The sequence below is a fragment of the Anaerostipes sp. PC18 genome (assembly GCF_039789045.1).
Taxonomy (GTDB): domain Bacteria; phylum Bacillota; class Clostridia; order Lachnospirales; family Lachnospiraceae; genus Anaerostipes; species Anaerostipes hominis.
Window position 1 is genome coordinate 2653782 of record NZ_CP121164.1, and the last position, 12545, is coordinate 2666326.

At 42.9% G+C, this 12545-nt stretch carries 12 protein-coding genes and 1 pseudogene; 4 read left to right on the forward strand and 9 right to left on the reverse strand.

From position 1 onward, the window contains the following. Positions 1-77: 77 nt before the first annotated feature. Positions 78-185, forward strand: a pseudogene (locus tag P8F77_RS14335) (TnpV protein); the annotation flags it as partial. 135 nt (positions 186-320) lie between these two features. Here the strand turns inward: P8F77_RS14335 and P8F77_RS14340 are convergent. The 4 genes from P8F77_RS14340 to P8F77_RS14355 all read right to left on the reverse strand — a co-directional run bounded on the left by P8F77_RS14340 (position 321) and on the right by P8F77_RS14355 (position 5516). Further along, a complete protein-coding gene (locus tag P8F77_RS14340) occupies positions 321-533 on the reverse strand; it encodes a helix-turn-helix transcriptional regulator (RefSeq protein ID WP_148460047.1) in 213 nt (70 codons plus the stop codon). A gap of 114 nt (positions 534-647) precedes the next feature. After that, on the reverse strand, positions 648-2051 hold the full coding sequence (locus P8F77_RS14345; protein WP_287517264.1) for a glycoside hydrolase family 1 protein: 1404 nt from the start codon (positions 2049-2051) through the stop codon (positions 648-650). A gap of 632 nt (positions 2052-2683) precedes the next feature. Next, on the reverse strand, positions 2684-4546 hold the full coding sequence (locus tag P8F77_RS14350) for a beta-glucoside-specific PTS transporter subunit IIABC (RefSeq protein WP_024726645.1): 1863 nt from the start codon (positions 4544-4546) through the stop codon (positions 2684-2686). A gap of 109 nt (positions 4547-4655) precedes the next feature. Then, positions 4656-5516, reverse strand: a complete 861-nt coding sequence (locus P8F77_RS14355) for a PRD domain-containing protein (protein WP_270430198.1) — start codon at positions 5514-5516, stop codon at positions 4656-4658. A 533-nt stretch (positions 5517-6049) separates the two neighbouring features. On the opposite strand from P8F77_RS14355, the gene P8F77_RS14360 reads away from it, so the two are divergent. Beyond that, positions 6050-6262, forward strand: coding sequence for a relaxase/mobilization nuclease domain-containing protein (locus P8F77_RS14360; protein WP_303007302.1), 213 nt, complete (start codon positions 6050-6052; stop codon positions 6260-6262). Further along, positions 6253-6543, forward strand: a complete 291-nt coding sequence (locus P8F77_RS14365; RefSeq protein ID WP_287517263.1) for a hypothetical protein — start codon at positions 6253-6255, stop codon at positions 6541-6543. Before P8F77_RS14360 ends, P8F77_RS14365 begins: the two co-directional genes overlap by 10 nt. A gap of 94 nt (positions 6544-6637) precedes the next feature. Here the strand turns inward: P8F77_RS14365 and P8F77_RS14370 are convergent, their stop codons facing one another. Further along, positions 6638-7729, reverse strand: coding sequence for a fibronectin type III domain-containing protein (locus P8F77_RS14370; RefSeq protein WP_287517262.1), 1092 nt, complete (start codon positions 7727-7729; stop codon positions 6638-6640). Between the two features lie 22 nt (positions 7730-7751). Further along, positions 7752-8660: an alpha/beta fold hydrolase gene (locus P8F77_RS14375; RefSeq protein WP_287517261.1), complete on the reverse strand. Its 909-nt coding sequence runs from the start codon at positions 8658-8660 to the stop codon at positions 7752-7754. A 135-nt stretch (positions 8661-8795) separates the two neighbouring features. On the opposite strand from P8F77_RS14375, the gene P8F77_RS14380 reads away from it, so the two are divergent. Further along, positions 8796-9617: a DUF6612 family protein gene (locus P8F77_RS14380; RefSeq protein ID WP_287517260.1), complete on the forward strand. Its 822-nt coding sequence runs from the start codon at positions 8796-8798 to the stop codon at positions 9615-9617. Between the two features lie 53 nt (positions 9618-9670). On the opposite strand, the gene P8F77_RS14385 is transcribed toward P8F77_RS14380, so the two are convergent. Genes P8F77_RS14385 through P8F77_RS14395 form a run of 3 tightly spaced genes read right to left on the reverse strand, consistent with a single transcriptional unit; the run spans position 9671 to position 12543 of the window. After that, positions 9671-11038: a citrate/2-methylcitrate synthase gene (locus P8F77_RS14385; protein WP_270433280.1), complete on the reverse strand. Its 1368-nt coding sequence runs from the start codon at positions 11036-11038 to the stop codon at positions 9671-9673. A 59-nt stretch (positions 11039-11097) separates the two neighbouring features. Then, the gene (locus tag P8F77_RS14390; protein ID WP_006565643.1) at positions 11098-11859 is read right to left on the reverse strand and encodes an amino acid ABC transporter ATP-binding protein; all 762 of its coding nucleotides are present in this window, start codon (positions 11857-11859) and stop codon (positions 11098-11100) included. A gap of 12 nt (positions 11860-11871) precedes the next feature. Then, positions 11872-12543, reverse strand: a complete 672-nt coding sequence (locus tag P8F77_RS14395; RefSeq protein WP_024726638.1) for an amino acid ABC transporter permease — start codon at positions 12541-12543, stop codon at positions 11872-11874. Between the last annotated feature and the right edge of the window lie 2 nt (positions 12544-12545).

Genomic DNA, 12545 nt, shown 5'->3' on the forward strand with positions numbered 1-12545 from the left:
ACAGAGTATAAGCAAGCTCGCTTTTCTTCCTTCACAAAAGGTTTGCAAGAGTTGTGTGACTGGCTTGCTAAACATGACTGCTGCGACATTTGAATTATCTGAAACAGTACCGCAAAGTTACATACACCAATCTTCTTACAAGCGACAGACTGGACGCCTACCTTGCAGACATTGACAGACAGGCATAACCTACTATCCTGTAACTAATACAAGCAGCAAAACAGACAGCAAAAGTCTGTTTTGCCTTATAGCAATCAAGGCAGATAAGCCAAAAAAACGCTTATCCGCCTATCCATAATTATAAACAAGAAATTTACCGTTTAAAAGAAATTATCATCTGGTATATGTTCCATAATGTCGCTAATATCACACTCCAAAATATTACAAAAGCGGTCAAGCGTGTTCGTGCTTACCGGCTGATTGTATCTTAAACGATAAAGCTGAGCTTTGCTTACATTATACTTTTTAGTCAGTATGGATTTTGTGATTCCCCTTTTTTCTGCTGTTTCCCAAAGTTTGTCATACTTAATCATGTCAGCCCTTCTTTACTTTTTTTCTATTATCGCAGGAAAAAAAACAGGGTATTTCAAAGGGACCATACTCCGTCCGTTGAAACACCCTGTGAGATTTATGTAAGGAATCAGAATTTACAATGACGCTCCGTTGGAAGAGATCACATCACGATACCAGTAAAAACTTTTCTTTTTATAACGTGTCAGGCTTCCGCTTCCATCCTCATTCCGGTCCACATATACAAAACCATACCGCTTTTTCATCTGTGCCGTGGAGGCGCTGACCACATCAATACAGCCCCATGCCGCATAACCCATGACATCTACACCATCATCCAAAGCTTTTTCCACTTCTTTTAAATGATTTCTCAGATATTCAATCCGGTAATCGTCCCTGACTGTATATCCACCCTGTCCGTCGTCTATCAGCTGATCATTTGCTCCCAGACCATTTTCTGCAATAAATAACGGCTTCTGGTAACGATCATAGAAATAATTCAATGTATAGCGCAGACCCTGGGGATCGATCTGCCAGCCCCATTCGCTTTCTGGTAAATATGGATTTTTAACGCCGCTGGTCAGATTTCCTGCACCTTTGGAATACAAGGAACAATCCGCAGCTGTGCATTTACTCATATAATAGCTGAAGGAAACATAGTCTACCGTATTTTTCAGCAGTTCTTCATCCCCGGATTCCATTTGAATACAAATTCCGTTTTTCTCCCAATACTTTTTGATATAGGACGGATAATATCCCCGGGTCTGCACGTCTGAGAAGAACATTACCTTACGGTCAGCCTCCATCATGGCAATCATATCATCCGGTTTTGGCGTCATAGGATAGCTCAACGCACCTAAAACCATACATCCCATTTTTGCATCAGGAATCATATCATGGAGCCGCTTAACAGCTAATGCACTGGCAACGAACTCATGGTGTGCCGCCTGGTATTTGTCCTGCTCCGTAAGCTGTTCCTTCGGTGTCCAAATTCCGGCTCCCATAAGTGGAAAATGCCATAATGCATTAATCTCATTAAAGGTCATCCAATATTTTACCTTATCCTGATACCGTTCAAACACTGTCCGGCAATAACGGTCAAAAAAGGTAATCATCTGGCGGCTCCTCCAGCCATCATATGTTTTTGCCAGATAAAGCGGCGTCTCATAATGAGAAAGCGTTACCATGGGTTCGATCCCATAAAGACGGCAGGTATCGAAAACACGGTCATAAAACTCCAATCCCTTTTCGTTCGGCTGTTCTTCATCACCTTTTGGGAAAATCCGGCTCCATGCAATTGACATACGGAACACTTTAAATCCCATCTCCGCCATCAGACGAATATCCTCTTCATAGCGATGATAAAAATCAATTCCTATTAATTTTAAATTTTCAGGAACAGGCTGTTCTGATACCGGCCCTGCAACACCCTTTGGCATAACATCCTGAATGGAAAGACCTTTTCCATCTTCCAGATATGCACCTTCACACTGATTTGCCGCCAAAGCGCCGCCCCACAAAAAATCTTTTTGAAAACTCATAATCTCTCTATTTCTTTTTATTGATTTTGCACAAAAAAGCCTTTGTTTTAGCCCTTTTGTCAAAAGTTAATAGTTCTGTATAAGTTACAATTCAAAGCCATATAGATGGAAATCTGCATTATTGTGCTTGATTTCAGGTAAAAAAGGGTGCAAAAGAATAAACGTCTTGCTCTTTTATGAAGGCCATTCTTCATTCCCATCTTTCCTACAGTAACAAACCTCCCATGTCTAACAGGATCACCAAACATTCCATCCGGGTCCTAAATTCCTTCGTTCTGTCTATCTATAGTTGGGTGCTGCCTATGCTCCTTGACAGGGTCATGCCCTACGGATAAAATCCAGCGCAGCTATTCTGGCTCTGCTTTGTATCATGTACTTACATTCCTGCTCACAGCACCAAGCACTTGGCGGACGCTTTACTGTTTACAGTTACTTTGTAAACCATAGATGTCACTGCTAAATTTAAGAACTCTCTTGGTCAGTTCACATCCCCGCCATTCAAAACCTCTGGCAAAGTGAGTCTCACTTCCAATATCTATTCCTACCACTAAAGTTGTAAGAAGATATCTTAATTATACTGTGAGGTTCTTTTCTCGTCCATTGACGAGATTTATGAATTACGGGAATGCTCCTTATTTTAAAATCGTAATCAGATCTTCTCCGGCTTTTCCCACTTTTTTCGCTAATACGTCCAGATAGTCCGGCGTATTAGCCACAACAATCGGAGTCGTAACATCATAACCCGCTTCCTTGATCCCCTGAATATCAAAGGATATCAGCAGCTGTCCCCTGGCTGCTTTTTCACCCTGTTTTACATGTACCTCAAAATATTTTCCTTTTAACTCCACAGTATCCAGACCAACATGGATCAAAAGCTCCACTCCGTCCATTGTTTTTAACCCAATTGCATGACCTGTGTCAAAAATGGATTCTACCACACAATCTTCAGGAGCTGCCACTTCTCCCTTTTCCGGCACTACTGCCGCACCTTTGCCCACAATTCCGCTGGAAAACACTTCATCCTTCACCTCTTTAAGAGGAATGATATTTCCAGTTAATGGAGAATCTATCGAGATTTTGACCGCTTTATCTGATCTTTCCGGCTCAATACTTCTATCCGGGAGATCTTCCCGCTCCTCTTCCTCCTTCGGATCTTCAAATCCAATGATCAATGTTGCGGCTGCTGTTACAACGATAGAAATCACAATGGTAACCCCTGCATTGATCACATTATTAAAACCATCGCCTCCAATATATACCGGAAGTGCAAAAATGCCTGCCGTAGTAGAAGAAAATGTATGAATTCCTGTGATACCTGCGTACAGACCCGCCGCAAAGCCGCCGATCATAGATGCATATAATGGTTTCTTTAATCTGAGGTTTACACCATATAAAGCCGGTTCTGTAATACCCATCAAACCTGTAACACCGGAAGAAATACCAAGCTGTTTTAATTCTTTATTTTTACTTCGAAAACCTGCAACAAGCGCTGCTGTTCCCTGAGCAATATTGGATGCCAGCATGCCGGGGCCCAGAATTGTACCATATCCCAGTGTTGCATACTGAATTGTCTGAATCGGCGCAAAGCAGTAATGCATACCTGTCATAATGAAGAATGGACAGAAAGTACCCATCAAAACAGGAATCACCCAGCCTGCATACTCATTTAACCAGTTAAACCCAACTGCGATCACCTGACCAACCAGATTTCCAAGGGGTCCTGCGATCACAATTCCCACAATGCCCGTTCCAATAACGGTAATCATTGGCGCAAGGAAAATTTTAACCGGTTTCGGAGATATTTTATTTGCAAAACGTTCTATATAAGACTGTACCCATACGATCAGTAAAATCGGAACAACACTTCCGCTGTAAGAGATCATTGTTACCGGAATAATCTCAAACAGTTTTACCGCATCACCGGTATTTAATCCGGTAAAAGAAGGATGTAACAGTACGCCTGCCAGAACTGCAGCCACATATGGGTTGCATTTAAATCGCTTCGCTGCGGAAAACGCCAGAATAAACGGCAAGAAATAAAACAGCGCATCGCCAAACGCAGAGAAGATCTGGTAAGTCTGGGAAGCATTATCTACTAATTTAAATGCCACCATTAAAGCAAGCAGCGCCTTGATCATACCAGAGCCGGCAAGCGCCGGAATCACTGGTTGGAAAATTGCTGTTAATGTGCCAAAAAAGGATGCAATTATGCCTTTTTTTTCTTCATTGCCAGCAGCTGCATTCTCTTCGAAATCACCCAGTGTTTGGATTTCCTCACAGACGTTTCCCACATCTGTTCCGATGACAATCTGAAACTGTCCGTTTTTCGTTACAACGCCCTGAACACCCTTTAATTTTTTTATAGCTTCTACGTCTGCTTTTTTTACATCATTTAAATGAAATCTAAGCCGTGTCATACAATTTGTAACACTGGCTATGTTTTTATCACCGCCTACAAGCTGTAAAATATCGGCTGCTAATTTTTTATGATTCATATAATACCTCCCTAACGTTATGAAATTGGAGCAGGTTTCTGCTGCTCTGTATTTTGGAAGAGAAATTCCAGCTCCTGCAGTAAACCGTCCTTTCCCAATTTCCCAATCTTTATTCTTTTCCTTCCGCCATAGTGATTCTGCGGATATATACAGCCAGATAGATTTTTTCTTCTTCCGTAACGGTCAGCTGATAGTCCTCCGAAATGACCCTTGCTATTTTTTCCGCACACATATAAGCCTCTGCGTACTCTTTGCGGATCATTTCATGAAATTCAGAATCGTCACTATCCAGCATATTATCCTGAAAAATTCTTTTGGCAAAAAATTTCAAATGCGTGGTAAACCGGACAGAATGTACAGATTCTTCATCAAAATTCATATGGTACTGGTAACGTACAATATTTATAATTTTATGAATAAGCTCCGTCATTCTCACAGAGTCATTCACATTCTCATAATCAAACTCCGCATTGATGATATGGATCGCCATCGCGCCCGCCTCATCCTCAGGAAGGTCAACCCCCGTTTTTTCATTGATCAGCTCTAACCCCTTTTTGGCAGCAGCAAATTCTTTTGGATAAAAACTTCGTATTTCCCATAATAACACGCATTTAAAAGCAATGCCCTGTTTCATACGGGAAACAGCAAACGATATATGATCCATTAAATGCAGAAATACCGCTTCATCCAGTTCTTTATCCAGCTCTTTTTCTGCCATCTTTACAATTTCAGATGTAATTTCCATATATATTTCCGGTGTCTGCGCAATCAGCGCATAGAGCTTACCGGCTGCATTTTTGGATTTTAAGAAAAATTCTTTTTCTATTTTTGACGGAGCAACCTCGTCTCCGGACTTCATTCGAAAACCGATTCCTTTTCCAATCAGAATCCTCTCCTGATTACGTTCATTTCTGGCACTCACGACGTTGTTATTGATCACACTTGTAACAATCCATCGCTTTCCACTCATTTCTCTTTCCCCCGATAATCTGTTTCTTTACAAGTTCCTTATCTGAATATGACGAGAAAACAAAAAAAAGACCCCCATTACACGCACTCAGTTACGGCGTGTAATGTCAGGTCTTGCCTGCCTCACAGTAACAATCCTGATGGAGTCATTCATTCATTCATTCATTACATTCAGGCTATCACATTTTGATATTCTTGTCAATAACCAAAAATCAGCATCCCACGGTAAACGCAATTATCCAAGAAGCCTATGAGTATGCAAAGGAGAAATTTAAGAAACGCAGGAAACAAGCACATAGATTATAGAATGGAATGTCACCCAACACACAAGGCTGAGCGCCACCGAAAGTATGCTGCTCTTTTCGGCTGGTGTATTGCAGCATGGTTTTGAATTTCAAAGCCGTTACATAGCATTACGAATCAAAGCAGGAGAAATACTCTCCTGTCATCCGTGATGTGGTGTAGCGGCTTTTTCATTTATCCAAAAGTCAGGAGAAATGGAATCCAGAACGGAGGTGAAAAGGATATAGGATTGTGTCAGCCATAATCCCAACCCACACCGCTTATGGGCGTCGACTTACTCAGGGGACACCCCTGTTTACCCCGAAAAAAGAAAAAAAGACAGGAGGATATATCGCATGGCACGGCTACCAGATAATCGTTGTTACCCACCTTGACGGAGGACATCTGCATAACCATTTCTGCTTTAACTCCGCGACGACGAGCAGGATGGGCTTTTGGGAGTGACGTTCACAAGACCCGCATTTATGGAAATGATGAACTTTGTCGGGCAGTTGTTGGAGGAAAATTTTGAGCGTCTGGACGTGAGGTATATCGCCATCATAGACAAAATTGACACTGCCAAAGGCATCAGCGACCTTGTGCCCATGCAGGATTTATTCAACGAATGGCACGCCAAAAATATGAGCCAGAAAGTTCGGAACGTATTACGCAATAAAGGAATGGCAGGCTTCCCACTCACAAGCAATCCACCCTATGGATATATGAAGAATCCAGAAAATCTATGAGGATAATATAAACGGACGAATCTCTGATGAACGCTATGCCCTTTTGTTTTTTCTATCCACTACCTCTTTATTTCAAATTTATCCTCCTTGTGTTCTAGTTTTCATATATATCTTTCAGGATCACCTCAGCACTTTTCCTGTGATAACCCTCCGGATCTTCCATAATATGATCTCCGGAAATATCCCATCTCATCTGTCCGTACTGGGTAAGATAGCTCCTTCCCCTGGAACAGTCCGGATATCTTTTGTACCATTTTCTATGATACTTTTTCATATATTTTCTGGCAAGTGCCAGTGCCTGGCTTTTTTTCTTTCCTGACGGTGTGGCCGTTCCGGAAATCTGCACTCCTTTCGGACTGGAATGAACCAAAACGACACTGCCGTCTTTACAGGAGCCGATAACGATCCATACATGGCCGCAGCTTGAAGATCCCATAATATCTCCTGCTTTGTAGTCTGTCACCTTACTCTTGATTTTATATGTTCCCCAGCCTTTTTGAGCGAATAATTTAGGCTGGTCTTTTGCCTTCCTCACATAACCGCCTTTGCCCGGCACCGTATTTCTGATATTATATACGGTCCACCCGACGAAGCCGGAGCAATCCAGCCCTTTTCCTCTGCGGTAGCGGTACTTTTTGTAATTATACCCTGAATTCTGTGACAGGAAAAACCGGTTCCATTCGCCGTTAAGTCCGATCCTCTTCCCGTCATTCCCGGTTCCGGTATCAGCCTTATTCCATCCTCCGCCCCAGATGTATAAGGTGGTGCCCACCGGGGCTGCGGCTGTTTTCAGGAAATTTTTAATGGTAGATTCTCCTCTGGCTGCCATTGATACCTTAACTGTTTTAGAAAATCCGCTGTAATATTCCTTCTTTTTGTATTTCCTGTAAGAACGGACTTTGAAGCGATAATTGACTCCGGGCTTCAATCCTTTGATCACATGTCTGGATGCCTTTGAGACAGCCTTTTTTCTGTACTTTTTCTTCTCTTTGTCGTACAGGTAAATCTCCGTCCCTGTGGCCTTTTTCCCCTTAACCCAGGACAGAACAACATTTCTTTTTACGGCGGTGGCCATCACTCCTGAAGGCTTCCCCGGTTTTTTCGATGCTCCCTGAATTTGTCTCTCTCCTCCTGCCCATACCAGCATCATACAGAGTGCTGTAAGCAGTATTCTCTTTGCTTTCATGATTATGTATCCTCTATTTCATTTATTCGATAAATTTGAGTATTTCGTTATAGATCTGATCGGAACACGCTTCGTTCAATATTTCGTGTCTGCATCCGGGATATAGCTTTCCTCTCGTATTGGCATAACCAAGCTCCTTTAAAAAAGAGACCGCATTCCAGAATTGTTTTGGGGATACAATGCACGGATCATCTTCTCCTGCTATAAACAAGATCGGCAGCTCAGTCTTTTTCTTCTCCCATCCCCTCCGGCTGTAAGTCTCATCCATCAGATGAAACAGGTTTAAAAATCCGTTGTTTGTAAAGACAAACCCGTCCAGCGGTTCTTCATCATATTTCCTGACGTTATCTTTATCATAACTGATCCATCCGTTGAAAGATTCGCCGTCCTTGAGCTGCTTCTTAAAGGCTCCGAATGCCAGTTTATGAAAAAATAAACCTTTCTTCCGGTCTCCGCAGATTCTGCATGCGATCTTTGCCATCCCTGCGGCCGGCTTTGCCAGGGGATTTTTACTGGGACTTCCGCATACGGTCAGCGAGCTCAGTTCCCAGTCATACTTTTTCAAATAACACCGCACGATCAAAGAACCCATGCTGTGCCCAAATAAATGGACAGGCAGGCCAGGGAACTCCTTTTTGATCCACTCTGTAACCTGATGGGCATCCTCCACGACGGCCCGTCCGGAGGTGTCATAAAAATATCCAAGATCGTCTGCTCTCACTATACTCTTACCATGTCCTCTGTGGTCATGGATCACTGCAGCATAACCGCAGCTTTCCAAATATTCCATAAACGGAAGATAACGTTCCTTATGCTCACTCATCCCATGGCAGATCTGGACCACTGCCTCAGGCTTATGTTCAGGCGTTATGGCTAATACATGGAGACGGTGGCTGTCTTCTTCAGATTTTAAATATAATTCTCTTTTCATGCTCCCATCCTCCTATTTGTTTTCAACCTTCTTGTTATGATGTATTATACTCGTTTTGCTTTACCTTGGAAAGAAAAACAGATATAATTATTTTGTAATGTATTCTAATTTTATTAAGAACACAGGAGGACAGTTATGAAGAGATTAAAAAGAGTTCTGGCACTTACTTTGGCTGCCGTGATGCTTTTTACACTGGGAGGATGTAAGAAGAAAACTCCCGAGGAAGTATTGGAAGCTGCCACGAAGAAAATGAGCAAGGTAAAATCTGCCGATATAAGCGGAAATATCAAAATGAAGATGAGCAGTACTTCATCCACCAGTTCCAGCCTTGAGATGAACATGGGACTCAAGATGAAGGCTACTGACATGACATCGGAAGACATGAAGATGGATATGGACCTCACCATGGGGATTGCCGGTCAGGATATGGTCATCAAAGCCTATTACGCTGACGGTTACTACTATATGAACTATTCCGGTCAGAAACAGAAACAGAAAATGGACTTTACAGCCATGCAGAAACAGATGGAAAATTCTACCGGACAATTTGATATGTCTGTTGACAATTACAAAGACCTGAAGATGGAAAAGAAAGATGATAATTATATTATCTCCTTTAAGTTTAAAGAGAAAGCACTCAACGACTACATCAATAAAATGATGGGGCAGATGAATTCCACAGGCGCTGCAGGTTCCAGTACCAATTATGCGGATCAGGTAAAGTTTGACTCTATGTCCGGTACCATGACCGTCAATAAAGACTCAGAGATCACTGCACAGAAGATCAATATGGTTGTTTCAAGCAAAGAAGATACGAAGCTTAAGATCAAAATGATCGTTAATGTTAAATATAACAGTATCGGAAAAGATGTGAAAGTAACACTTCCTGATGACCTCGATACTTATAAGGAAGCTCCTGCAACGACCGCGGCGCCTTCCACAACAACTGCACAGTAAATTACAGCGGGCCTTCCGGATTCCTCCGGCAGGCCCATATCTTTTCCATGTTATTAACGTTCTTTTATCGGTGTATATTTTTTATGTCCGGCCACACCTTTGTACGCCGGACGAATGATTCTTCCTCCGTTTACAAGCTCCTCCATCCTGTGTGCGCTCCATCCTGCGATCCTCGCGATGGCGAACAGCGGAGTATACAGTTCATAAGGAAGATCCAGCATACTGTAAATAAAACCGCTGTAAAAATCGATATTTGCGCTGACGCCTTTATATATTCTGCGCTCTTCGGCAATGACTTCTTTGGCCAGCTTTTCTACATTGGTATATAAAGCATATTCCTTTTCTTTTCCTTTTTCTTTTGACAGTCCCTCTACAAAGTAACTTAATACCTTTGACCGCGGATCGGAAATAGAGTAGACCGCATGCCCCATTCCATAGATCAGTCCGGACTTATCAAAGGCCTCTTTCCTCACGATCCTGGTCAGGTATCCTTTCAGTTCCTTCTCATTCGTCCAATCCTTCACATGTTCTTTGATATCAGCAAACATCTGGACAACCTTGATATTGGCTCCCCCATGTTTCGGTCCCTTTAAAGAACACAGCGCCGCTGCCACAGAAGAATATGTATCCGTTCCCGAAGAGGAAACCACGTGAGTCGTGAAAGTTGAGTTATTTCCGCCGCCGTGCTCCGCATGGAGAACCAGCGCAAGATCCAGGATTTTTGCCTCCAGTTTTGTATACTTGCTGTCCGGCCTTAACAGATACAGAATGTTTTCCGCCGTGGACAGATTCTCTTGAGGCGGATGGATCACCAGGCTTTCTCCTTTTTTATAGTGGCTGTATGCCTGATATCCATAAACTGCGAGCACAGGGAAAAGTGCGATCAGCTGAAGCGACTGCCTGAGCACATTTGGTATGGAAGTATCACTGGCGTTATCATCGTAAGAAAATAACGTCAGCACACTTCTCGCCAGCGTATTCATCATATCCCGGCTCGGAGCCTTCATGATAATGTCCCGGACAAAATTTGTCGGAAGCTGACGGTATTCCGCCAGGAGCTGTTTTAAATCCTGAAGCTGTTCCTCATTGGGCAGTTCCCCGAATAAAAGGAGGTAGACTGTCTCCTCGAATCCATACCTCTCTTCTTTGATAAATCCCTGGACAATATCTTCAATGTCAATTCCATGATAATATAATTTTCCATCACAGGGAACAATCTCTCTGTCCTCGACCATATAGGACATAATCGTCGAAATATCAGTCAGTCCTGCAAGTACACCTTCTCCGCTCTGTTTCCGCAGCCCTCTTTTCACATCATACTTTTCAAAAAGGGTGGGATCAATTTTCTTCTCACACTTTTTTGCCAGTTCTTCAATTTCAGGTGTAATTTCAGAAAACTTATTCGGCATATTTTTTATCATCTTGATTGCTCCTTTCTTACTATGATTCTTAACAATTAAAAGCCCTGTTTACTGCACTGTTATGCAATATCATGGTACTTTCCGAGGAATTCCCTCGTCCGCTCATTGGCTGAGTTAAACACATCCTCCGGAGCCGCATCTTCCACGATGACTCCCTGGTCCATGAAGATGACCCGGTCTGAGATCTCTTTCGCAAATGCCATCTCATGGGTGACGATCACCATGGTCATATTCAGATCTGCCAGGGATTTGATGACCTTCAGCACCTCTCCGGTCAGCTCCGGGTCCAGTGCAGAAGTCGGCTCGTCGAAGAACAGAATTTTCGGCTCCAGCGCCAGCGCCCTTGCTATGGAGACCCTCTGGGACTGTCCGCCTGACAGTTCACACGGATAGGCATCGGCCTTTTCTTCGAGTCCGAGCTTCCTGAGCAGTCCAAATGCCTTCTCTCTGGCTTCTTCTTTTGGGATACCGGCCACCTGTACCGGAGCCTCCATTACATTTCTCAGCACACTGTAATGAGGAAACAGATTAAAATTCTGAAAAACAAATCCTGTCTCCATCAGTATTTTCTTTTGTACCTCTTTTGACGCATACTCCGGCGTGTCTCCGTTCATGGATACCAGCGTATGGCCGTTGATCTCAATGGTTCCCTTCGTCACCTTTTCCAGCTGGTTCATACATCTTAACAGCGTGGATTTCCCGGAACCGGAGGAACCAATGATCGTCACGATCTCTCCGTCGTTAATCTGGAAAGAAATATCTTTTAAGACCTTCAGCTTTCCAAAATTTTTCTGGAGATTAGTCACAGATAAAACACTCATTTTCTTTCCTCCTTAACGATAATAGCTCATCCGTTTTTCCAGGATGCCAAAAACTTTAGATACAATCATATTCATGATCAGATAAAAAATACCTGCCACGATCAAATATTCCATCCCGCGGCTTCTGGACATATTATTGGCTGCGACCACATAAATTTCCATGACACCAATCACATGTGCTAGGGAAGTATCTTTTACAAGAGTCATGCACTCACTTCCCATAGGCGGCAGTATGATCTTGACTACCTGCGGCAGTATGATCTTAAAAAATGTCTGTGCCTTACTGAATCCCAGCACTTTTGCTGCCTCGTACTGTCCGTTCGGTATTGCCTGGATTCCGCTCCGGTAGATCTCCGCAAAATAAGCGGCATAATTTAAGGAAAATGCCACGACTGCGGCCATGGTTCGCTCGATTCGTATGCCTAAAAGCAGATTCAGGCCGAAATAAAATCCGTATAACTGGAGAATAAGCGGTGTACCTCTCATGATCAGCAGGTAAAAACGCACCGGCAGCTGAATGATCTTAAATCTGGTCATCCTCCCAAGCGCCAGCACAAGCCCCAATGTCAGACCGAAGACCAGTGTGAGGAAAAAGATGATCAGTGTCTGATCCAATCCGTTATGTAACAGCATATCTGCAATGCCAGGCAGTTTTTCAAACCATTGTATGATACTATCTATCATTT

Coding starts and splice junctions, on each gene's coding strand:
- P8F77_RS14340 (WP_148460047.1), bottom strand. CDS start 533: ATGATTAAGTATGACAAACTTTGGGAAACAGCAGAAAAAAGGGGAATC.
- P8F77_RS14345 (WP_287517264.1), bottom strand. CDS start 2,051: ATGAGTTTTCAAAAAGATTTTTTGTGGGGCGGCGCTTTGGCGGCAAAT.
- P8F77_RS14350 (WP_024726645.1), bottom strand. CDS start 4,546: ATGAATCATAAAAAATTAGCAGCCGATATTTTACAGCTTGTAGGCGGT.
- P8F77_RS14355 (WP_270430198.1), bottom strand. CDS start 5,516: ATGAGTGGAAAGCGATGGATTGTTACAAGTGTGATCAATAACAACGTC.
- P8F77_RS14370 (WP_287517262.1), bottom strand. CDS start 7,729: ATGAAAGCAAAGAGAATACTGCTTACAGCACTCTGTATGATGCTGGTA.
- P8F77_RS14375 (WP_287517261.1), bottom strand. CDS start 8,660: ATGAAAAGAGAATTATATTTAAAATCTGAAGAAGACAGCCACCGTCTC.
- P8F77_RS14380 (WP_287517260.1), top strand. CDS start 8,796: ATGAAGAGATTAAAAAGAGTTCTGGCACTTACTTTGGCTGCCGTGATG.
- P8F77_RS14385 (WP_270433280.1), bottom strand. CDS start 11,038: ATGATAAAAAATATGCCGAATAAGTTTTCTGAAATTACACCTGAAATT.
- P8F77_RS14390 (WP_006565643.1), bottom strand. CDS start 11,859: ATGAGTGTTTTATCTGTGACTAATCTCCAGAAAAATTTTGGAAAGCTG.
- P8F77_RS14395 (WP_024726638.1), bottom strand. CDS start 12,543: ATGATAGATAGTATCATACAATGGTTTGAAAAACTGCCTGGCATTGCA.